Genomic DNA, 26,512 nt, shown 5'->3' with positions numbered 1-26,512 from the left:
ACCGAACAGAACCATCGGACATCGCAGTCATCCCTCAAAAAACCTTCCCCGAGTATCCGAGAGCAGCCACTAAAATCCGCGAAGAACCCCCAGGGGGAGAGTGACAAAACCCTCCACGATCAATGACTTGAAAACGAGAGAGAAGCAAGAAGCTTTTTTCCAAAATCCTCTTAAGGCCTTCGCACCCTGATCTCGCAGGAATGGGTGCAAGCTCCCTTTGCGATCATGCCACGGTGACAGGCGGCCAGCCGCCACGCGACCCAACGCACGGCACCAAGCCGCATCGCGATCGCGGGAATCTTGCGAATCCACCCGGTCAATGCGGTCGATCCGGCGGATCGATCTCACGGTGGTAGACGTGATACCGCTAAACTCGGGGCTGCGAAATTCACGCAGCCTGGACGCACACCCCCCAAAGATGATGGATCAACCAGCAACAACCAGGCGACGCGCAAAACGCGGTCGGACAGCGGATCAACGGAGACGCCAGTTTCGCACCAGCATCGAAGCACTCGAACCGCGACGGCTGCTGGCCGTCAACGCGGTCGGTCCGGGCAACAATGTCTTTGCCCCCACCCCCGGCAACGATCTCTATGAATTCGGCACCGCCGACTGGAACGGAACGAACATCAATGAATCCGCCGCCGCGGACGGATCGCTGGACACGCTGGATTTTCGCAACGTCATGGAAAACCTGACGTTTCGTATCCAAGCCAAAAACCGCGTGGAAGTGACCAGCGCGAGCGGCAAGAAAGCGACGGCGACTCATGTCGAGCAGTTTGTTCCCGGCCCGATGGAAAATGTTTTCATCGTCGAACAAGGCGCGGCACTGGACCAGGGCGCCATCCTGGGCAACGGCCGCGCAGGGTTTCCGGTCTCGCCCAGCCAGATCGTGTTGGCGTACACCAGCGACTACGAAAACCCGAACAAGTTGTTTGCCAGCGGCGTGACGAAACCGCTGACCTTGGATCGGAATGCCGGCCCGACCACAACTTCGGCGGGCGTTCGCTTTGACGTCTTGGAGGGGAGCATCGAAATCGTCGGCGGCCGCGGAAACGATACGCTCACCGCGCGTTCCGACACCGATCAGAACGTCGTCCGCGGCGGCAAGGGCAACGACCGCATCGTCGGCGGTGACCTCGTCGACGGTCTGCTCGGTGACGCCGGCGATGACACCTTGCTGGGCGGCGGTGGGCATGACCGAATTCCAGGGCTGTTCGGTTTCGACGCCGCGGCGCTGTTGGGCGGCGGCGGGAATGACCAGGTGTTTGGAGGTCCCGGAAATGACGTCGCATCCGGGGATGACGGCAACGACTCGCTGTACGGAGACGCCGGCGACGACGAATTGTACGGCGGCCCGGGTGCCGACAAGCTGTTCGGCGACCACGATTCGTCCGACGCGGCGGCCGACTTCGCCGTCGGAAACGATACCTTGGAAGGTGGCCCCGGCGATGACCGTTATTATTTCGCCGCCAACTCACCTGCAGAGGGTTGGGGCAAAGACCGGGTCGGCGAGGCGGCCGGCGAAGGAACAGACACGCTGGACTTCACGCCTGTCACCACCGATCTGACGATCACGCTTGGGGAACCGACGAAATTCATTCAGGTCACAACGCCGGCGGAGAGTGGCCAGGTTCATGAAGTTGCAGCGAGCAACCACATCGAGCGAATCATTTCCGGTTCGGGGGCCAACACCATCGTCGTGCGTGACGCGTTCGGTGACTCACTCGCCGTGGACGGTTTCTTCAACAAGACGTTCACGATCGCCAATCCGCTGATGCCCAGCGACGATCCGACGGCGGTGTTGGATCTGTCGCAGCTGACCAGCAACGTAAAAATCACGCTCGCCAAACGCGATTCCGGTCGCCCGGTGCACAACAACGTCACGGTCACGTTTCAGTCGGGAAAGAAACTGTGGGTGACGAACGTTCGCAGCATCATCGGCACCCAGGCTCGAGACGAGGTGACGGTGGAGCAAGGCGCCCGGTTGGCCGGTGACCTGGACGGCGGAACCGGCGGCGCGGAATACCTGTACGTCCCGGACGATCCGCCAAGCAGCGGTGCCGATGGGAACTTGGATCCCGAAGACGCCACGGCCATCGATACGATCACCGCCGCGTTTCCCCAACTGTTTTCGCCCAACCCCTCCGGCGTGCGTTTTTCGATCGGGACCGACACCGGCGACTTCCCGGCCATCGGTGGAACGGCCAGCAACGTCGTGGCGGTCAGCGGCGGACGCGGCGAAGACTTTTTGTTCGCCGAAACGACCGGCAGCAACTTGAGCGGCGGCGATGGAAACGATGCCGTGGTCGGCGAAGCCGGCGATGACGTGCTCTCCGGCGGCGATGACGACGACTATGTGTCCGGCGAAGCCGGCGCTGATCAAATCAGTGGCGACTCCGGCGATGACGTCCTGCTCGGCGGCCAGGGCAACGACAGCATCGACGGCGGAAGCGGTGATGACACGATCGTCGGCGGATCGGGCGATGACACGCTGGCCGGCAACGGCGGTGAAGACACGTTCGAATTCGAAGACGGTTTTGGTGACGACACCATCACCACCGGGCTGTTGGAATTTCGTACCGACAAACTGGATTTCAGCAAAACGACGACTGATTTCACGTTCGAAGTGAAATCCCAACAGATCGCCGCCAGCGATAGCCTGGGCAATCAGGTCAGCACCGAAGGCGGGCTGGGCACGGCGGTGAAAACGGTGATCACGGGGACGGGCAATCAAACCATCCAGATCGGCAATCGCTGGAAAGACCTGCACTTTGACACCTCCACGCAGCGACAACCCGAGACCCAGCTGACCTTCGACTTTTCCGGCTCGGCCATCCCGCTCAAATTCGAGCCCTTTCAAAACGACGACGGCTCGGTTGGCATGCGGATCAAGCGGGGACAAGTGCTCACCGACGCGATAGAGAATGTTCTCCCCTCGCAAATCGACGATTACTTCTTTGACAAGTACGCCGACTCGATCTGGATCTCCCACGTCGATTCCGACACCACGATCATCAGCGGCATCAACGAAAACACCTATCTAAACGAAATCGATGTCGACTTCCCCGGCAAATTGATTCTGGCAGACGGTTTTCGACACCGTTCCGTCCCCCGCACCGAGTTGTCGGTGCCCAACGGTCAAAACGTCGGTCACACCGTCGACATCACCCACGGAATCTACAACACCAGCAACACCGCCGACCTGCGAACGGAGACCGTCAATGGTCTGAAACTGCAACTGGATTCGGCCGGGAACCAACGCATCACCGGCGTCGAATACGCCGGCGGTTGGAACAAGTTCTACGGCAACAGTCTATCGAATCGATTCATCCATGAGCGACCATTGCCGGGGCTGCACATGATCGCCGGCGGAGCCGGTGCGGACACCTACAGCTTTACCAATTTCTGGGGCGCCGCTGCGATCGTTGACTATCCCGATTTGGAACTCAACGGCGAGCCGATCCCCGAATCGCTCGACACCCTGGATTTCTCCCGGATGGTCGGCAGCCTCGTCGTCGACGTCTACTCCTATGGTGTGGACGATGCCTTCGATGCAGCCCACGAAGCGATCGCTGGTCCCGGCCAGACGTTCTTCGAAGATCCTATCGGCCCCAATCTGAACACCAATTTTATCATCGTCCGCGATGTGACTCCCGACGCTGTCTTGAATCAATGGCTCGGTGACCCCGAAACAGGGCCGATCACCGACTTCCTACGCGACAAAGCCAGCTTCCTGGTCGCGATGGACATCGAGTCGTTGCAGGGACCGGAACTGGGCAACATGACGGTTCGCTTCCACGGTGACGCGACTCTTCGGGGCACCATCAATTCGGGCAACAACGGAACCGTGACCCTGGACTACTCGGATTACGCGTCGGCAGCGTCCAGCGACGTTCCGACGGTCGACGTTCTGGCAGACCGACATGTGTTGGGCAAGACGGTCGACGGCGAGCGGCATCCATACCTTCAAGAGCTGTTGAACAAGACACAAACCTACGTGCTCGACGGCGACATTCTGCCACCGTCGCTTGCCACGGCGGCGACTACATCCGGCCGGGCTTCGGGCGTCAGCGGTCACCGGTTGCAAGGTCTGACATCGCTGTTGGATGTCACCAAAATCGTCGGTTTCGATAATCCCGTTTCCGGCGTGTTGGAACAGTTCGGCGTTTCGGGGCTGACCAAGGTCATCGGAAGTTCCAAGCCCGATCGCCTGATCAGCGACAACCTGGACATCGAATTCGTCGCGAACCAGGGCGACACGATCAAAGGCGTCTTGAATCTGTTCGAGAGCGGCGTTGACGATGACCTGACGATCGACATCGACACCCACAGCGTCACCCACCAACCGGGATCGACGCCCGAAGAGTTTTTGACGTGGGAGGACGGTTCGGATGTCGTCTCCGGGCACGGGAACGACACGATCATCGGATCCAGCGGCGACAACGTGTTCTATTTTGCCGCCACCGGTGATTCAGACGGCTGGGGACACGATGTTCTGCGTTCCAATGCGACCGCGTCAGAGACCGATACCCCAGTCGGACGCGATACGATCGACCTGACCCGCATTCCCCGCGACTGGACGTACGAAATCGTGACGTCCGGCACCGACATTGTTTTCCAGTTTGCCGACGGCGAAGGCGTCAGTCTTCCACACACGATCACGATCGTGCCGAATCAGAAATTTGACCTGCGAATCCGTGACCAGGACGGAACGATCGCGAGGGACAAATGGCCGATTCAAGTCATCGTCCCTACGCCGGGAACGGTCGACGGACCGCTTCCGGCCGTCGGTTCCAACGGGCGACTCTCGGCCGCGATTCCCGATTCGATCACTGCCTTGCCGACCGGTCTGGTCGATCAAGCCCTCACGGTATTCAACGGCACGACGCTGCGGCTGGTCGACAACGACGGCAACGAAGTCCTGGTCGGCTTGACCGCCGGCCCTGCGGACTCGGGCGAAGCTTACGAGATCAAAACGGACTCCGGACAGGTCCTGCTGGTCAGCAACAATCTGCCGTTTCTGATCCGGGACCTTCCCGACGGCCAGCTGTCCGACCGCAACAATTCAGGCGATGTCCTGATCGATCATACCGGCGGTGATTTCGGATGGGATGACACCGGATCGGCAACGGTTCAAGCCGATCGCATGGATCTGCTTTCGGTTTTGATTCACGAAATCGGCATTCTGTTGCAACAGGTTCCCACGCAAACCGAGCTTGCACCCGGTGTGGCCAGTCGCGGTGTGGATGCCACGATCACGATCGATCCGCTGGCCAACGATCCGCCGCCGCTGGTTGCCGGCGAAGCCCCGGCAGTTCAGCTGGACGCCTCCACCGACCTGACACCGATCATCGCCGAAGCCGTCTCGCGATGGCAGGGCGTGGTCGGCGGTTACACGGTCATCGCCGGCGGCGGTGCGACGATTTCCGTCGAAACGCCGACGGTGGTTGTCAAACATCTTCCCTTGGGCGAGGTCTCACGATCGCTTCCCGATGGCACGATTCAAATTGATCCCACGGCGGCAGGGCACGGATGGTTTATCGATCCCAGCCCCGACGCCGACCTCGACAACGAACGAATCGATCTGTTGCATGTGATCATGCACGAGATGGGGCGTGCGATCGGGCTGGGCAGCGATGCCAACGCAGCCGCGCTGATGCACGAAACGGTTTCACCGGGAACGCGAATCGATCCGCCGACCGACCAGCACGTCGTCTCGTCCGCCACGGCCGATCAAGCGAAACTGGAAATCGGCTTGGAGGCCTTCGCGGGCTGGGTCGCCGGTGCCAACAACGGCGAAAGTCTAGCCAATCGGTTCGTCGAAACGCTCAGCCCACGCGTCTCGATTCCGTTGTTGGGATCGCTGTCGGTGGCGGATCTGTTCGGCATCGACTTGGATGGGAAGGTGTTTGCCGGCGATCTGCAAACGGGATTGCGGAACGACATCCTGACGCCGATCCAAAACGCGTTTGCCGCCGCGACCGTTGGAAACGAAGTCACCAACGTGACACTGGCCGGATTGGACCACATTGATTTTGCCGCCAGCAACAATCCGATGTCGTTCGTCGCCAGCGTCGACCTGTCCGCGTTTGATTACAACCAAACGATCCCGATTAATTTTGACGAGCTGCGGTTGGGCGGATTTGATCCCAGCGCATTCGGTTTCAACGTCAACAGTGACACGCCGCCGGTCGTGAACGTCAACGCCGGCATTGAGCTGACGTTTCAGTTCGGGATCGATTCCGGCGGGCAGTTTTACGTCGATTCGCCTGCGTTGGTCGCCGATCTACAAGTCGACACCGGACGCGACGTCGACGGGAATTTGGTGCCGTTCGACTTGGACGTCAACCTGGGACCGGTTGGGTTGAGCGTCGTCGCAGGGACGGCGGAAATCGGCGGCACGATGATCTTGGAAACCAACGAGCGGCTCTCCTACCGCGACTTGGTCAACGGCACCTCGCTGGCCAGTCAATTGCTGCCGCGACTGGGAACCGATTCGATCGTCGACATCAATTTGCCGATCCAGTTGAACGGGTTTCTCTCCGGACTCAACGACGACGGGCTTGCGATACAGGCAAGCGGTACCTTCGGCGACACGATCGGAACGTTGGAGAGTCTGGTCTCGGGAATTCGCTTCGATGTGCCCGAGTTCGGCGATATCCTTGGGCTCCGCGGCGTCAGTTTGGACGCGATCCTGGACGGAATCATCGCGGGGCTGGACAAACTGGTCGACGAGGATCCCGTCAACGGTAGCTTGATCGCCCGCAAGATTCCCGGGCTGAACCAGAGTGCGATGGAATTGTTTGGTGACGGCACCGACGATTTTATTGTCGGACTCAAGAACGCGATCGTGGACGTGCGCGACAACGCGAACAGCCATCTGGGCAACCTCGCCGATCAATTGAACGCTGCGGTGAACCAGTTCTTTGACGAAGCCGTCGATCCCTTCACGATCACCTATCAAGATTCAAACTTCTTGATCGACTTTGCCCTGGAACGTCTGTTGGTCGACAAGCAGTTCGATTTTTCGGTGGACCTGAACGCGTTGTTTCAGGACGAGATCCAAGACTTTGTGGACAACAGTCCGCTGTTGGCCGACGTCACCGTGGACCTGGCGGCACTGGATGTGCGTCTGGGCGATTCGGACGGGCAAATCAAACTGGACGTGACCGGTTCGGGCGGAATCCGATTCGGGTTCGGATACGACTTGAGCGACGTCTTGAATCCGGTGTCGTATTTTACCGACGCGTCGGAAGTTTTTGTTTCTGCGACCGCCGGTCTTTCCCAACCGGTGGATCTGGACGTCCGTTTGGATTTGGCGGATCTGATCGGACAGAGTGACAACACATCGTTGGGCACGATCGGGTTCTCGATCAAACAGGCGACCGCGGAAATCGATGTGCGGGCGGCGTATGGACTGCAAGACAACGACGACGGACGTCACGAAGTCGGCCAGATCGGCGCGGACGATTTAGAGATCTCGGTGGCCGGACGGGCGGATCTGTCGCTGCCGCTGTACCTGGGTGACAACCTTCCCGTCGGCGGAACCACGGCAGACGACGACAATAACGGATTCGGCGACCATGTGCTGCACGTCGGCGTTTCCATGGAAAGCCAAAACTTCAGCGGTGGCGACTTCGATTACGACCTGTCCGGCCCGGGGGGCAAGGAGCTGTTCGGGCTGGGGGCGATGATCAACGATCCGCAAAACCTGCTGGACGGATTGGAGCAACTGTTTGCGGGGCTGAATTCGGATCTGGACGCGAAATTTGCCGAACTCGGATTGCCGCTTGCCGGCGACGCGCTCCAGGACGCCGCTTCATTTGTCGGCGACCTGGAAGACGACTTGTTGGGCATCAAGCAAGACGTGCCCAATTCCGGCGGGTTCTACTACTACGGCGATGCCGGCTATGACGCGCGATTGGGTGCGGCACTGGAATCGGCGATCGCAAACGACGAAGCGGTGCTCGATCTGATCCGTGCGGAACTTTTCAAATTGGTCGGCAAGCTGGGCGATGGCGCGTTGAGGGTGCCGGACTTGGATTCGGAAGGTCGTTTCCAGTTTGACGGCGAAGGACGGTTGCTGCTGAAGGACATCCAAACGCCCGAAGACATCGGTCTGACGATCCGAGACGACGCGGTTCAATTTAATCTCGTGCTCTCGGGCGAGGTGTTTGAAGACATCACGGTGCCGCTGACATTCGATGCCAGCGTACCGGGTCTGGGACTCCGCTCGGACGACGACAGCGCGATCACCATTCAGATGGATTACGTCTTCGGGTTTGGGTTTGGTCTGTCCAGCGACGATTGGTTTTACGTCGACACCAATGGCGTGACCGATAGCGGCGCAGAATTTTCGCTCGAACTGTCCGCCACGCTCGCTCCCGGAACGTCGCTGATGGGCGAACTCGGATTCTTGCAAGTTCAGCTCGACGAAGTCGATGACGCCGATGGTTCCAGCGGCTTGGTGGGCAGATTCGAAATCGATTTGCAGGACGGTGATGGCAACGGACGTTGGGCACCGCTTCAACTGGAAAGTCTTGGCATTCAAGGCCGTTTGGTCGCCGAGGCGAATGTCGATCTGGACGCGACGGTGCAATTGCCTGAATCCAACGGGTTGCAATTGCCGAACCTGACGACGACGTTGCATTACGACCAATTGTTCGCCGAAATCGAATTCGGCAGCGGTGGTTCCGCGGCGACGTTTGGCGGGTCACCGATCATTGAATTCGCCGACGTGAAACTGGACTTGGGCGAGTTCATCAGCGGTTTTGCCGGGCCGGTCATTTCCGAAGTGGCCCGCGTGACCGAACCGCTGGAGCCGATCGTGTCGGTGTTGACCGATGACATCCCCCTGCTAAAGAGTTTGGGCGCCTCCCAAACCTCGTTGCTCGACATCGCCAAAGTCGTTTTGGGTCCGACGAAATTTGCCCCGGTCGCCAAGGGGGTCACGGCGATTGCGGCGGTCGTCGAATTGGTCGACAGCGTCGAAGCGTTTCTCAACGACTCCCAGGGCGAGTCCTTGATCATTGATTTCGGCAGTTTCAAAATCGGTGATGAAGTCCGCTCGCCCGGCGGCAGCGCGACGCCGTCGACTGATGGAGCCAAAGACACGACGTCTCAGTTGGACCAATCGACCAACCCGAAAACCAAGGGCGTGACCGACAAGATCGGCACCACCAAGGGATCGATCGAGTTTCCGCTGCTGACCGATCCGTTCGCCGCGTTCGGGTTGCTGCTGGGAAAGGACGTCGACTTGTTCAAGTACGAAATGCCCGGATTGAATTTGAATTTTCGGTACGGCAAGTCGTTTCCCGTGTTTCCCGGTTTGAACGCGCGTTTGGGCGGCCGCGTGCAAGCCGATACCGATTTTATCTTCGGTTTTGACACCTCGGGGATTCGCCAGTGGAAAGAAGAAGGCGACTATGCAATCTCCGAAGCCGATAAAATCTTTCAAGGGTTCTATGTCGACGACCAAGTCACGTTCAACGGTGACGGATCCATCCGCGCGGATCTGCCGGAAGTCACGCTCAGTTCAACGATCACGGCCGGGGCGTCGGTCGGCATCGCGGGCTTGATCGAGGCGGGTGTCGAAGGCGGCATTCGAGCGGACGTCGGGTTTAACTTGAATGATGTGCCCGATCCCGCGATCGCTGGAGTCGACGTTTACGACGGGAAACTGCGATTCAGCGAGTTGGATCAACGACTCGATCAAGGGGCTCAATGTCTGTTCGACACCTCCGGAAAACTGTCGACGTTCTTGGATGCCTTCTTTTGGGTCGGACTGGACTTGGGCATCTTCGGCGAAATCACCGTGTTCGAGGCCCGCGAGACGTTCTTCAGCGCCGTGCTTGCCGATTTTGATTTCAGCTGCCCCAATCCCAACGCAACGATCGCTTCACAGAGCGACGATGTGGTCACGATCAAGTACGAACCCGGCCCCGGCGAACCGGTCGATCCCAATCGCGGCGAAAAGTACGTGGTCGAACAAAAGATGGTCGACGCCACGCCCGCGGATCCCACCGACAACACGCAGCATCTGCGCATCGTCGTCAGCTCACGTGGCAATCGAGAGGAATTTGATCCGGCCACCGTGTCGAAAATCTTCATCGCCGGGACACCCAACGATGACGAATACATCATCGCGGCCGACGTCACCGCCGCGATCGAAATTCATGGCGGTGCCGGCAACGATACGATCGAGGTCCATTCACCGTTGGGCGCCAGTCGAAAACTGTTCGGCGGCGACGGACACGACACGATCATCGGTTCGGATGAAGCCGATGTGATTGACGGCGGCGCAGGCGACGACGTGGTTGGCGGGATGGGCGGCGACGATTCGATCAGTGGCGGCAGTGGCAACGATTTGATCGGTGGCGGCGACGGCAATGACACCATCGACGGCGGTGGCGGTGACGATGCGATCACCGGTGACAACGGCGACGATTTCATCGTCGGTGGCGAAGGCGAAGACCGCATCGATGGTGGTGACGGACACGACGAGATCTACGGTGACGTGATCACGATCGCCGGCGATGGGACCGTCACCGTTGACCCCGCCGGCGAACAAGATTTTCTTCGCGGCGGTCATGGCGATGATGTGATTTGGGGGCAAGGCGGCCCGGATACCATCACCGGTGGACCCGACATCGATACCCTCCGCGGCAACCACGGCGAAGACACGTTCGAGTGGATGGTCGGCGACGGCACCGATGCATTGATCCTGGGCGGCCAGTCGACCAAAACGGTGGACGGCGAAACCGTCGATGACCTCGATACGATCCGGGTGATTTCCATCGAAGATCGGATCGATGATACCGTGACGCTCGCTCCGTCGCCGTCCGATCTCGCCGACGTCGTGCTGGCATTCCAGTCGGAGTCGTTGCCGGATCAATTCCAGACTGACACGTTGCTGTTGCAGGAATTCCAACGCGTGATCATCCGCCTGGAAGCCGGCGCCGATTCGGTCACGATTGAGGATGTGACATCGACGACCCTGCAGAACGTCGACGTCGACTTCGGGACGGGCGAAATCCTGGAATTCGTTCCCGTGACCGAACAACTCAAGACGGGAGAAATGCTGATCCTGGACGGATCGAATCTTGCGCATGTCTTTTCACCCGACGATCCCTTCGACGCGGACACCACCACGGCGACAAGCTTTTATCGTCAGACATTCGACGGCGGATCGTACGCGTTCGAAGCGGACGGCACGCCGACGTTGACCGAACAGACGCTGCCGAGCGGCCAGGTCGCCCTGGTCCAGTCGCACAGCGGTGGGAACGCGGTGTTGTCGGACGGCGAGCCGATTTTCGTGGCCTTTGAAACCAGGGCCGAGATCGACTATCGCGAGGTTCGCCGCGTCTTCGATGCGTCGCAGTCGTTCGATCAAGGCATGTCGTCTGACGACACCAGCGAGCGATTTCGGCGCCAGCAGCTATCCGCCGAATCCAGTTACCGCTACGACGCCGGCGGCGCCCCGATCCTGGGAAGTTTGACCGAGGACGGCACACTGATTTACTTCCAAGAAATCGAAGGCGGCGGAATCGTCGACGCGGCGGGCGAACCGGTTTGGCATGTCGACTCGGAATCGATTCCGGTGCTGTTTGAACTCCGCAATGTTGAACGGTCACGCCAGCGATCGATTCCCGTCTATGGCCCGGACGGCAATCCGCTGCTGGACAGCCAGGGCAATCCGATCGAAGAGGTCTTTATCACGCCGGAGTATGGGATCGATTTCGACGCCGATACGCTGCGACTGCTGGGCACCACGGGCGACGACTCGGTCACCGTTCGCAGCGACGACGAAACGATTTCTGGTTCGATCGAAAACAGCATTCAGTTTTCGATCAGCAATGCTGGCGTCGAACGCGGCGATCAGTTGATCATCGAAACCTATGCCGGTGACGACACAATCGATGCCGGCGACGTTTCGGCATCACTGGTCGAACTCTCCGTTTTCGCCGGCGCTGGACACGACGTCTTGATCGGAACTCCGTTTGTCGACACGCTGGACGGCGGATCGGGAGACGACTTGTACACCGGCGGCCGCGGCGTCGACCTGTTCATCGATGCCGGCGGAACCAATGCGTTGACGGAATCACGGGACGCCAACTTCACGCTCAGCGATGCTTCGTTGACGATCGCCGAATTGGCACCGAGCGTAGGCCAAACCCCACGCATCGTCGTGCTCGAAGAAGTCGAACCGGTGACGATCTTTTCATCGATCTCGCTTTTCGGGTTCGACGACGTCAGCGGCAATGAACCCACCGACGTCAACCGGTTCGTCGTGGACGGATTCAGCGGCGACGCGACGTTCGACGGGGGAATCGGAAGCGACCTCTATGAAGTCTCCCTGAACGTGACGGTCGCCGGCAGCAGCGATTCAATCTTGCGGATCGAAGACTCCGGTGCGAGCGGGCTGGATGTTTTGACGGTCGTGGGAACGCAAGACGACGACGTTTTGCGTTTGGGCGGTGGAGCGATCCAGCGTTACCTGCCACAACAAGGCGACTCGCTCGATTCGCTGTTCGCGGTGTTGACACAGTTCACGACGGACCTGGTCGTCCGCAGCCCCCAATTGGCGGCCCTCTATCGTCAAGAGGTTCAGTACTTCACGACCGAGTTGGTCACGCTGCGTGGCTTGGCCGGCGATGACCTTTTCATTGCCGACGACACGGCAACGGAGATGTCGATCTACGGTGACGATGGCAGCGACCGCTTCTTCATCGGCAACATCCTGTCGACCAAAACGTTCAACCATCCGACGCTGGGCGTGATCGACGTCGTCGACCAGATCACCGACGGCGTGTCGTTCCCCACCAGCTTTTATGGCGGCAGCGGCAACGACTACTTCGAAGTCAACCACAACCTGGCGGAGATTTCACTGTTCGGAGAATCCGGCGATGACATCTTCTTCATCCAAGCACACCTGACGACCAACGAAGCCGGTGACGAGGGCCAACCGCTGTCGCTCAATACCGTGAACGTGATTTCCGCGGCCGGCGAAAACGACACGCTTTCCTACGTTCGCAACGCACAAGTCAATGTCGACGGCGGCGACGGGATCGACACGCTCGTCATCTTGGGCACACAGGTCGATGACGAGTTCATCGTCTTTACCGAAGAAGTCGATGGCGAACCGGTTCAACGGATCTTCGGCGCCGGGTTGGTCGTTCCCGAAATTAAAAACGTCGAACGATTGATCATCCTGACCGGCGCCGGCGACGACAAGGTCTATGTGTATGGCACGCTGGCGGAGTTGGAAATCCAAATCAACACCGGCAGCGGCGACGATCAGGTCTTCGTGGGCGGCGGCCAACGAGGGTTGCAGATCCTGATTCCCGAATCCACCTACACCCGGATCAATCGCATCCCCCAGCCGGACATCATCACCACCCAGAGCTACCTGATTCGAGCGGCCTATTCCTACAGTAAGATCATCGGCTACGGCATTCCCATTTTCAAACTGTTTCCAATTTACAAGCGAGTCTACGTGCCGGCCCGCTATGGCACCCGGACCATTCGGACGCCGCAAGATGATCTGCTGGTTCCCGAACAGATCACCGTGCCCGCGTATTCGGAAACGGTCAACATGCCCGAGACGCGTCATTTGGGACGCCTGGACGGACCGGTGATTGTCGACGGGAATCGATTTGCCGGTAGCGACCAATTGTTCATCGACAACACCCTGTCCCACCTGGACGGTGACAACAACGGCCAGGTCGATGGCAGTGGAGTCGGCGTGCTGCAGCGGACGGTGATCGAGACCCGGTCGCTGACGACAGATCTGGACATCCTGGAACCGATGGTGCCCGCCGGGATCTCCGCCGCACTGCTGGAAAATGCGGTCAGCAACAAGATCCGTGATCTGCATCGGATTCGTCAAAAAGGTCTGGTCGACGAAATGTTGGCCAGCCCCGGTTTGCAAACATCGCTCCGTTTCCTGCCCGGCGTGGCCGTCCAGGAATTCGCATCCTTGACGGAGTTCCAGTCGTTTGCGACGAACCATCCGTTCGATGTGGTGGTCACCGATGGTGTGGTTTCGATCGCCGAAGACGCGATGTTGTCCTCGGGCATCGGTGTCAGGATGGAAGCCGACTACGCGGTCGATGACGAAGTCGAGGAAATCCGGTTGTTCACCACCAGCGGTTTCGATCTCGATCTACCCAACGCGTTTGTCACCGGATTCTCGCTCGATGATGAGACGGAATTCGATGCGATCGACGGATTCGCCTCGGCGTTCGGAGTCTACTACACCGGGATCGCCAGTTTGCAAGTGCGGCTGGGCGTCTCGCAGGACAACCTGTTGATTCGTGACACGGCAGTCGGCGTCAGCAACACGATGGTTGACTCCGGTGGCGTCAATCAGTTCGCCGTTCACGCAACCAGCGGTCCGGTGGATTTTTCGACCAGCGGCGGTGCGAACGTGTGGACGATCGGAAAGGATGGGCAACGGGCGGACATCACCGATGCCTTCATTATCCATGCCACGGGCGGCAGCGACGAGGTCTTCTTCGACGCCGCACTGTCCGCATTGCCGTCGAACGTCAGTGTCGAATCCGATCGTGTCAGCGGTCTCGATGCCGACGGGGTTCGATACGACGGCTCCATCGAGCGTGTTCGTGTTCACACCGGATCGGCCGATGACCAAGTTCACATGTCGGTCGGAGCCGCGGCAAACGCCATCGACCTTTCCTCGCAGCAAGTTTTCGTCGACGGAGGCGCAGGCGAAAATCACCTGACCGTCGATGTCGACGGCGCGCTGGTCGCCGACAACCAAGCGTACCAATGGATCGAAGCCGATGAATTTGCCATCGAAGTCAACCAAACGAACGTCCCGGTCGCAGAGCGACATCCCTGGTTGATCACGGGATCGGGTGTCTCTGCCGTCCCGACCACCCAGACGATTCGGCCGTCGAGACGACTGATCGCGTCATCCTCCGCGACATCGATGACCTTGGTGACTCCGGCGTCCCAGGTCTACGTCCCCCAAACACCGGCCTATTGGGGCGAAACCACCGTTCGATACACCGGCCAGACCGCTGAAACCACCGTCGGCACGCCGGGGCTGACCAACATTCCCTGGTTTCCTAGCTCGCTATCCGATATCGATTCTCCATTGATCATCGACTCGGGCGACCTGCCGGCAACGGTGCTGTTGGACGACCGACACGACACCGCGCGGTCGACGAAAGTTGGCTGGTTCACCGGTGACGTGTTCAGCGGTTTCGGCGGTTCAAGCGTCACCGTTCGCAACGATGCGGGGACGTCGCCTGCGGTAACGTTCCTCGGGGCGGACCGAATCGACTATGACCTGATCATTGACTCACCGGCACTTGCTTCATCAATCCAGTTGGGCCGTGGGCGAGACAGCGTCAGACTGACCGATCCACATGAGTTGTTGCAACTCTTCCTCGGTGACGGAGACGATTTGCTGGTTGCCGGCCGAGTCGATGCATCGATCACGGTTGACGGCGGTGCGGGCCGTGACCAGTTTGTGTTGGATCAAAGCGACCTGGACGTCGCCATCACCGATGGGGCGTTCGATGTCGATGCGGGACAGGTGATCGTCGGCTGGGGGCAAATCGCCGGCGGGCTGACATCGGAGCTGAGATTGGCTGATTTCGAAGGCTATGAAGGCCGCTTGGGAACGGGGGATGATGTGTTTCGGTTTGCGTCGACCTTGGACGCGCCCGTTCGATTTGGCGGCGGCGAAGGCGATGACGAGTTTCAGATCACAGCGTCGTATCCACCGGGTTTACAGTTGGTCGGTGACGCAGGGAATGACGTCGTTTCGGTCGGGATGAGCCCGTTGCCGACGGCCGAGTTGTTCGACGATGTCTGGATCGATGTCGAGACCGTGGCGTTGGATGACCAGTCCAGCTCGCAACCGACCGCTTGGGTCCGTCACGGCGATGGCTCCGTCTCGGCGCGGCGACTGGATACGACCGATCCGGCCATCACCGTGTTCCGAGCGGACCCGGACACCCGGATTCGGATTTCCGGCGGCACCGCTGCGGACACCCTCGCGGTCGAAGCGGCCGATTCGACCGCCCCCGTCGCCCGGTTGCTGGGACCGACGATCGATTTGAATCCGGTCCCGTTGGTGATCGGCGACTCGGCCCCGATGGTTTATCCTTCGGTCGGTCAGCAGATCGCGTTCGAATCGCTCGTATCCGAGGTGACACAATACAGCGAAGGCGGACTGCAGTTTTCGGTGACCGGTACAACCGCAACGATCGGCGCTGCGGCCGGAGTTGGCAACGCCGCGCGGGTCGAGAACATCACCATCGTCAATCCGACCGACGGCATGGGATTCGGAGCGTTCGGCGTCGACGTCTGGCAAACCGATCAAGAACAATTGATCCGCTGGGCGGGAATGACCATTGACTCGTCGTTGGTTGTTTCCGAGATGCGGATTCCGGCGGGCCAAGGATTCATTCGAAAGACGCTGCCGTCCAGTTTTGCCGGCCTGAAATCGCTGGAATTGCAATCCGACGGGGTGACGATTGATAACCTGCAGTACGCGATCGTTCCGGAATCGTACGCGCTGCCGATCACTCCGGTGCTGTCTCCGATCGCAAATTCCAGACAGGTCGACATCGACACCTCGGCGCTGACGCTGGCGGGGTCATCCAGTTTTTTCAATCGAACGCGGTTCTATGCCGAACACATCGCCGACGGCACGATCGCCCAGTTCCGTTTTGCGGGCGACTTGTTCCTACCCGACAATTCGGTGGTGCGGGTCGTCGGCAGTCGCACGCGGGGCGTTTCGTTTTACGTCGCCGGAGACATCTATATCGGTGACAACGTGGTCTTCGAATTCGCCGCGACAGAGGATTCCCCTGGCCCGGGTGGCGGAGAGCGAGGCTATGGGGGCTCCAGTGGCCTCGGTGGCGAAGGCGGACTCGGCGGTGAAAACGGGTACGGCGGGTATGGCGGCTTTGGCGCATTGTTTGATGATGACACACCCGGCGAAGAAGGTGAAATTGGGGTAATCGCCTTCGACGGTGAATTCGGGTACCAGGGCGAACGTGGCGAACCGGGGGAGTCGGGACAAGCCGGCATCAACGGCGGCAGCCCCGGACTGTTCGGTGACGGTGGCCAAGAGGGCCTCGCGGGCGAAGGAGGATTCGGCGGTGCGGAAGGTTATGGTGGGCAAGGCGGAGATTCGGTCGACGTCGAGGGAAGCCAGGGACTCAACGCGTCTGATGGCCAGAACGGAGAGCCCGGGTTCGCCGGCGAAGATGGACTCCATGGAGAGAACGGTCTGCCAGGTGGCGACGCAAGCCTCGCCCGAACCGTCCCCCTCGATGCCTTGATCATCACCGGCGGCGGTGGCGGAGCCGGCGGCGGAGGCGGCGGTGGAGCAGGCGGCGGCGGCGGTGGTGGCGGCGGAGGAGGTGGTGGTGGCGGCGGTGGCGGAGGAGCCGTCGCCGGATTCCTCGACGACGAAGGCGAAATCGACTACCCGTATAACGAAGGTGGTGAAGGCGGTCTCGGAGGCGACGGTGGCTACGGCGGTGACGGAGGCGAGGGCACCGAAGGAGGCGACGGCGGCGATGGCGGAAATGGTGGCGGCGCGTTGGAGATTATCGCGGCAGGCCGAGTCGTTTTTGCCCCCGATCTTGATCATAACCAACGAGGAACGTCCATCGCCGTCGCCGGCAGTGATGGCACGCCCGGTCTGTTGGCCGAGACGATCGAAGTCGGCTATCTCGGCGGGACCGGGTATTCCGGCGACGAAGGCTTCGATGGCTACTATGAAGGCGACGTGCCGTTCTTGCCCGGCAACGGTGGCGACGGCGGCAACGGAGGGAAAGGCGGCAACGGCGGTAACGGCGGCAAGGGCGGTGACGGTGGAGCCGGTTCCGGTGGTGCAGCCGGAAGCGTCAAATGGTTCGCATCGTCGCTGAACTTCTCCGACGACGTCGCAGTCGATGCCAGCGGTGGAGTCGACGGGCGTGGTGTGCCCTCCGATCACGGACGAATCTTGATCGGCAGCAACACCGCCGTCGTCGATCCGGTCTTGGTCGGCGGCAATGGAACCATCAGCCGTTTCGACGGGACCGCCCAGCCCGGACTGATCTCGCGCAGCAATCCCTTCGTCCAAGGCAGCCCCGTGACGCCTCGCATTCCCGATGTGCTCGGGGGTGCCGAAGCGTTCGGGTTGTTGACCGAGTACACCGCGGATGACTTCGAAGCCTTCCGTGATCTCGCGGACACCGATGCCATCGTCGGGATCTTGCGACTGGACCAATTGGATACCGATCGCGATGCAACGACGAACGATGACTTTGTCGGCTACGATGTCTTGGTGATCGCCAACCTGACCCATCACTATCTGGCCGATCCCGGATTGATCGTCAACGGTGGTGCCGGTGCGACGACCGTGCCGTTGGCCGTCGGCGGACGACAGATCGATCCGGCATTCGGTGGTGCCGCCGGAACCGGACCAGGCGGAGCGCATGTTCTCAACGCGTTGCCCGCCCGCAGCGTCTGGATCACCTTGGTCCCCGAAGGCGACGTCGGCCTTACCGCTTCGGTCGCAGGGGCAAGCAACGTCATCGACAACCAGATCCTTGCCGCCGGTCAAATGGCGACCCTGTCCGGCGATGTCCTGGGCGTCAATGGCGTCACAGACCAGTTCGATGCGGTCGCACTCAGCCCCGACGGCGACACGTTGTATGCGGTCAGCGCTGCAGACGACTCGTTGTTCGTGATCGATGCCAACGACGGAACGCTTCGTCAATCACTCCGCGACGGCGTCAACGGCATCCACCTCTTGGGCGGAGCATCGAATGTCTTGATCAGCCCGGACGGCCAGAACGTCTATGTCACGGCTGCAGATCAGGGGCGAGTCGCCATCTTGGATCGAGACGCCACGACGGGACAGGTCACACTCCTCGGCTCGATCGCGGTGTCGGTGTCGCTTGATGACCCGATCTTCGAAATTTCCGGCGACGGTGAAACGATCCTCGTCGGCAACGGGACGTTTGTCACACTGTCGCGCGCCGCCGATGGATCCCTGACGACCCTCATTGAAACGACGCCCTTGGGTACCGAAACCGCGGCCGCGTTCATCACCGACGCGACCGATCCGAACCCCATGGTCCTGACCGCGGATTCCGCCGGGACGCTCCGCGTGAGTCGTCTGGCTGTTCCGGTGATCACCGATCTTGACGTGACCGTCCAGATCGAGAATGCGGACATGGACGAATTGGATGTTTATCTGATCGCGCCGAATGGTCGATCGGTGCGATTATTCGATGACGTCGGTGGTTCCCGTGATTCCAGGACGGTCACGCTGAGCGACCAGGCCACACGTTCAATCGTTTCTTACACCGGCGGCGGAACCTACCGACCCGAACAATCATTGGCGGTCTTGGATGGATTGACGCTCGACGGCGATTGGCGACTGCAAGTGACCGACGATGACAACTCCGTCGATTTTTCCCGCACGGTTTTCCGCTCTTGGAGTCTGCGTGCGACCACCAATTCCGGCCAGGTGTTCGTCGCCTCGGCGAATCCCAACCTGACGATCGGGAACGGGTTCAGCTTCGCCGGCACCGTCAAGTCGGTGATGTCCTTTGGCTCGGGCATAGGCCTTCAATACCTGACCGAGTTGGCCGTCGCGACCTCACCCGGAGTGACCGATCTGGCGGTCATCGGATCCGCCAGCGGACAGTTCATCTACACCGCGTCTCCGGTCGCTGATGAGGTTCGCGTGTATCGCCGCGACCCGGCATCCGGTCAGATACTTCCCGTGCAAACGCTTCGCGACGGCGACACCGGCGTTCGTGGTCTGCTCGACGTTGACCAAGTCGAACTGTCGTCGGATGAATCCATCGCAGTCTTCACCAGTCGCGAACAGAATACGATCGTCACTTACGCGATCGATCCCGCCACGGGTGGACTGTCGTTGATTCAATCCGTCACGGTCGAAATGGTCGGCGATCACGTTTCCATCGGAACGTCGGGTCTGGCGGTCGGCGATAGCGACCTGTTTCTAGCAACCGGTTCCGGAATCCGTCGCACCGGTTTCGATCCGAACGCGACTCAAACGGCCGGGTTACAAACAGAGTTTCAAAACATCGAATCGGTCTCCATCGCCACGCCCGGCGACAGCTTCACGGTCGACACGCTGCCGCCCGCCCCCGCCGGTTTGGCTTGGGACGTGATTCGCCAGACGGATCAACTGCGATTGGAATTGGTGGACATGGTGGATGTGATGTCACGTTCGCTCGGTACCGGGACACAGCGATCGACGGTGAACGAACTTGAACTGATCTTTGACGGCGCAGTCGACATCGATGCCGACGCGTTTCGGGTGGAACGACGTGACGATCAGCCCGTCGCGGTCGAGACAAGCCATACCGTCGAGACGGACGCGGATGGCAATACGGTTGTCACGCTCTCCTTTAGCGGTGATGCCACGCGAGCCGGAGGCGCCCTGGTCGATGGGAACTATCAGTTGACCGTCGATCCATCCAAGGTGCGCCGCGCCGGCACATCGGCTGAGTTTGACGGCGACGGTGACGGCGTCGCCGGGGGCGCTTTACAGTTCGGTGCGACCGAAGCGGACAGCTTCTTCGCACTCTACGGCGACACCGATGGCGACCGAGACGTCGATGGCCAAGATTATGGACGATTCGGACTCGCGTTCCTGACCAGCGAGGGCCAGCCCGGCTACGACCCATCCTTGGACAGCGACGGTGACGGCGACATCGACAGCCAAGACTACGGCCGCTTCGGGCAACGCTTCTTGCGAACGCTACCGTTTTGACGTCGTCGATTCACACTCCGCCAAACTCGATGAGTCTGCCCGTCGCGAGACAGACAGGGCGATTCGGGAGACAAGGAGAGGGGGAGACAAGGAGACAAGGAGACAAGGAGACAAGGAGACAAGGAGAGAGGGAGACAAGGAGAGAGGGGGAGGATGCAAGCTGCGAAAACTTGGCGACCTCCATCGTTCTGCCACTCCATCGTTCTGCCATCCCGCCGTTCTGCCATCCCATCAACATCCGTGGGGACGCCTTGCCATCCGTGGGTTCATCCTTCTCAATCGGTGAGTCCAATCTGCCTCGCCTCGCGTCACACGACCGTCACTTGGGATGCTCCCATATCGAGTTCTGCATCAATCAGTTGCCCGACCGTCTTCTCGCAGACGGACATCGATTTGATGGTTCCGATCGCGAGTCACTTTCGTCCGATAGGTTCCTGGTATGCTACGTGTCGGAACCGATGACGCCGACCGCCCGCTGGAAGTTCTGAATCGCCGTCTAGCGGAGCAAGCCTTCACGTGATGAGAGAGAAGACCATGATCTTACGAATGCTGCTGCTGACCGTCTTTCTCGCGGGCGCCTCCTTTCTCCCGAGTTCATCGGTCATCGCAGAGGATCGAGTCTTGTTCAAATTCAACGACGCTGATGCGGCCATGGCCTGGCAAACCGTCAACGATGGCGTGATGGGCGGCCGCTCCGATGGCCGCTTCCAAATCAACGAAGACCAACACATGGTGTTCTACGGCACGCTGTCGCTGGAGAACAACGGGGGCTTCGCATCGGTCCGATCACGAGAATCCAAACTGGGGCTCAAACAAGGCGATTCGATCGTGATCCGAGTACGCGGTGACGGTCGTGAGTACAACTTCCGTCTCAATGTGCCACGAAGCGTCAGCAGAAACTCCTACCGACAATCCTTCAAAACCGAAAAGGACAAATGGATCGAAGTCGTGTTGCCGATGGACAAGTTCGTGGCCACCTGGCGAGGCCGCGTCGATCCGAACGAGAAGTTTGATCCCGGCAACGTCAGCGGAATGGGAATCCAGCTCAGCGACAAGCAAGCCGGGCCGTTCAAGCTGGAAGTCGAATGGATCAAGACGCGCAGCGACCCGGCCGTCTCTGAAACAATGACCGTGCGTCGTGACATCGCCTACGTCGACAGTGGCCACGCGCGGCAAAAACTCGATGTCTATGCGCCCACCGAAGGCGAAGACCATCCGATCGCCTTCTGGATTCACGGAGGTGGCTGGCAAAAAGGTGACAAAGCCGGCGTGCAACGCAAACCCCAAGCGTTTGTCGAAAAAGGAATGGTGTTCATCTCTATCAACTATCGCTTCGTGCCGGCGGTCACCGTCGAGGAAATGACTGGTGACATCGCCAAGGCGATCAAGTGGGGCCACGATCACGCCGACGATTTCGGCGGTGACCGGGAAACACTCTTCGTTGCCGGACACTCGGCGGGAGCCCATTTGGCGGCGTTGATTTGCACCGATGAGCGTTACCTCAAGGCCGAGGGGATGTCTCTGGGCGACATCACGGGCTGCATGCCCGTCGATACAGCCGCGTACGATGTTGCCAATCACGCCAAGAGCATCCGTCCCCGGCGGAGCCCCCTGCAGATTGCGGTTTTCGGCGAAAGCGAAACGCGTCAGAAGGAATTGTCGCCGATCACCTACGTGGCCAAGGGCAATGACATTCCACCGTTCCTGATCCTTCACGTCGCCAGCCGTGCCGACTCCACCGCTCGATCACAAGCTTTCGCGGATGCCCTGAAAAAGGCTGGTGTTGATGCTCGAGTCTTCGCGGCAAAAGGCAAGACCCATGGAACGATCAATCGAGAACTGGGGCTGCCCGGCGATCCGCCAACAAAGGCACTGTTTAAATTTATCAATGAAGCGCGATGAGCGTTTATGATGGGCGTTTATGATGAACGCTCACAGACTCCGATTGGACGCTGGTACGCTATCAAGTTGACATGAAGACAATTTCGATTCTTCTCACCACCATTTTCCTTGCGACAGCCGGATTCGCTGCCGCAGCCGAACCGATCCTTGAGTGGCGTTTTGATGGAGCCTCATCGCCTGGAGCGTGGACGGGCAAGCCGGGGACTGCCGCCGATGGCCCTCGTCCGCCCAGGTATCCCGGGTTTGACGCCATGAACCGTGCCATGTCGTTCACCGGACACGCTGGCGCGATCGAGGTGAAAGATCATCGGCGGGGTGGATTCACCAACGTCCGGTTCGGCATCGGCGACACGTTCGGTTTCGAAACCTGGGTGAAAATACGGTCGTTGGGGCGGGGACATGTCGCCTATGTCGTCGGCAAGGGACGACACGTCAGTCATGGCGAAACGTTTCCCGAGACGAACCAGAATTATGCCGTCCGGTTTCAGGAAACCGGCGGCGGCGCCCGATTCGGGTTCCTCTTCACCAGCCGGCATCCCGAGACCCAGGAATTTGCGTGGCATCGGTGGTGGAGCGAAACGACCGTGCCTTCCACCGGCTGGCATCACGTGGCATTGCAGTACACGTTCGGCAATGCAGAGAGTCTGCAAGCTTGGATCGACGGAAAACCGGTCACGGGCAAATGGGATCTGAACGGCAAGACGGATCTTCCACCCGTTCAGGACGCCGACGACCTTGTCATCGGCACCGGATACACACGCAGCGCAAACTCGTCGTTCAACGGGTGGCTCGACAACCTGGCGATCTATCGCAGCGGCTTTGACACGAACGAAATCGCTCAGCGATACCGGTATGTGCCGCCGCCGCCGGCTGTCACACGCGAGATGATTCCTGCCGGAAAAGTGCTCGTGCAGATCAGCGAACAAGGTGTCCCCGAATCGAGTGGCTGGCCCGAAGAGCCGCGGGTCACCGAAACGTACCTGGAAGACGTGTTCGGCTTGTTCGCAGTCCCGCACAAGTACATCTCCACCGGCGTCCGGGCCGACCGTCACAATCCGTCGCACGTCCGGGCGTCGGCCGTCGTGAAATTGCCCCAAGGCAAACATCGTCTGCTGCTGCGTGGACGGGGATTATCACGGTTGTTCATCGACGGAAAAGAGATACTTGAGAACGGACCGCGAACACTCGACTCCGGTGGCCATACGCCGCTGGCTGCACAGGACGATTACCTCGATCTCGGTCCGGATTTCCGCTTCGCGCCGCCCGGAAACCGCGACGCCTGGTGCGAGTTTGAATCTGCCGGCGGCGAGCACTTCGTGATTCTCGAATCCATGCTCGGCAACATCAAAGGCAATTCAAAACAAAGGCCGGAACTCGGTGAAACCGTCGCCGCGATCTCACTGCAAGGCAGCGAATCGTGGTCGCTGCTTTCGCCTGGAAAACGTCAGGTGGCTTACAACGATGCCGGCTGGAACGCGTTTGCCGCCGATCGACAGGCGTGGCTCGACCAAGTCAACGCAACTGCCCGAGAGAAATGCCGCGCAGGTCACAGCGATTACTGGAACCGGCGTCGCATGGCCGCATCCGATTGGCTGGCCGCCACCGAACCGGTCGTCGTCCCGGAACTGCCCGACGGCTTTTCGGCGAACAATGAAATCGACCATTTCATCGCCTCTCGGATCGCCTCGGTTGCCCGCGAGGCAAACCAGAGCAAACGGTCCGAAGTGGACTACTTCAAAGACATCCGCCCGCTGCTGGAGGAGCGCTGCTACGATTGTCATCAAGGGCAGAAGGCTCAGGGCGATCTGCGCCTCGATGATCACGCGTCCGTGCTGGTCGGCGGCGAGTCTGACGGACCTGCCATCGTTCCCGGCAAAGCCGACGCCAGTGCGCTGCTCGATCGCATCACGTCACAAGACGAAGGCATCGTCATGCCGCCGACGGGCGATCCGTTGTCTGATGACCAGATTGATCGGTTGACACGGTGGATCAACGACGGCGCCGCGTGGCCCCAGTTCGATGTGGTCGATTTCGAACCGACTCCGCCAGCCGACGACCTTACCTTTCTTCGCCGGGTCACGCTCGACACCGTGGGCGTGCCCCCCAGCGAAGCTGAAATCAATGCCTTCCTGAATGACGACGTACGGCGGCCATCCGACGTCGTCCGTGTCCAGGGTTCGATGTCCTCGGAAAGCGATCTTGCCAGTGCGGACCGTCGCGCTCGTGTCATCGATCGGCTGCTCGACGACAAGCGATGGGCCGATCATTGGATGGGCTATTGGCTCGACGTGCTGGCCGAAAACCCGAATATCATCAACCCGACGCTTAACAACACCGGCCCGTTTCGCTGGTGGTTGTACGAATCACTGGTTGACAACAAACCCGCCGATCTGTTCGTCACCGAATTGATTCGGATGGAAGGCAGCGAACGGTTTGGTGGACCGGCGGGCTTCGGCACGGCGTCGCAGAACGATCTGCCGATGGCGGCCAAGGGAATGATTGTCAGCTCGGCGTTCCTCGGCGTCGACATGAAATGTGCCCGTTGCCATGATGCTCCCGGGCACCTCTCGCGGCAGAAAGACCTGATGCAGCTTGCGGCGTTGCTTAAAAAGGACACGATCCAGCTGCCCAAAACCAGCAGCGTCCCTCAGGATCAACTGCATCAACGCGGCCGCAAACCGCTGATTGAAGTGACGCTCAAACCCGGCGCCAAAATCAATCCGGCTTGGCCATTCGAGCGTTACTGTGACGAATCGGTTGCCGACGTTCTGGCCGAAAATCCAGACGACTCACGCGATCGGCTCGCGGCCCTGATCACGGCGCCGCAGAACGAGCGGTTTGCTCAGGTGATGGTCAACCGCATTTGGCAGCGTCTGATGGGACGGGGGCTCGTGGCAAATGTGTCGGATTGGGAAAAGGGCGAACCATCACATCCAGACCTGTTGCGCTGGCTGGGGCGTCGGTTCGTCGAATCGGGGTATGACGTCAAGGCGATCAGCCGGCTCATTCTGAACTCCCATGCCTACCAACGGGCCACCGATCCGCTGCTCAGGGAAACCAGTCCGCTGTACATCTCGCCGGCCCCGCGTCGTCTGACGGCCGAACAGATCGTCGACTCGGTCTTTCACGCGACAGGCACCCCCTTCGATCTGGAAGAAGTCAGTCTGGATATCGACAGCGTGCGGGAGATCAAAAACGCACTCACACTGGGCAAGCCCCGCCGATCTTGGATGCTGGCGTCCACGTCCAACGAACGCGATCGCCCCAGTTTGGGACTGCCCCGCGTCACCGCCGTGGCCAGCGTCCTGAAAGCCTTTGGCTGGCGCGGCGCCCGACAGGATCCGCGCAGCGAGCGTGATACGGAACCCAACATTTTGCAGCCGGCCATTTTCGGCAACGGTGTGATGAGTGTCTGGCTGACGCGACTGAGCGACCGTCACGGGATCACGCAACTGGTGCTGGAAGACCAACCGGTCGAGCAGCTTGTCGACCGCCTGTTCCTGCGTTTGTTGACACGGCGGCCGACGGCAGCCGAGCGGAACCGTTATGTCCGATTCCTGTCCGAGGGATATGACACTCGAATCATCCCCGAAGCGGAACGAGTCACACCGACGCCCGTCAAACGCGAACGGGTTCGCTATGTGAGTTGGTCCAACCACGTCGACGGCCCTGCCAACACGCTGGCCGTGCAGAAAGAAGCCGCCGCCCGTCGTGGCGAACCCGCAACCTACGCCTTGACCAACGACTGGCGTCTCCGCATGGAAGACGCGCTGTGGGCGATACTCAATGCGCCCGAATGGATCTATTCCCCGTAAAACG

At 60.1% G+C, this 26,512-nt stretch carries 3 protein-coding genes; all 3 read left to right on the top strand.

What is annotated here, in order from left to right:
- The first annotated feature begins 418 nt into the window (after positions 1–418).
- Entirely contained in the window at positions 419–20,791 is a 20,373-nt protein-coding gene (locus Enr13x_RS38305) for a beta-propeller fold lactonase family protein (RefSeq protein WP_197455391.1), read from the top strand.
- Between the two features lie 534 nt (positions 20,792–21,325).
- Positions 21,326–22,693 (top strand): CIA30 family protein, encoded by a 1,368-nt coding sequence (locus Enr13x_RS38300; protein WP_197455390.1) that lies wholly within the window; start codon positions 21,326–21,328, stop codon positions 22,691–22,693.
- 251 nt (positions 22,694–22,944) lie between these two features.
- Positions 22,945–26,508, top strand: a complete 3,564-nt coding sequence (locus Enr13x_RS27445; protein WP_197455389.1) for a DUF1553 domain-containing protein — start codon at positions 22,945–22,947, stop codon at positions 26,506–26,508.
- Positions 26,509–26,512: the final 4 nt, after the last annotated feature.

The sequence above is a fragment of the Stieleria neptunia genome (assembly GCF_007754155.1).
GTDB lineage: Bacteria > Planctomycetota > Planctomycetia > Pirellulales > Pirellulaceae > Stieleria > Stieleria neptunia.
Note: the sequence above shows the minus strand (reverse complement) of the source record. Positions and strands in the feature narration are given on the sequence as shown.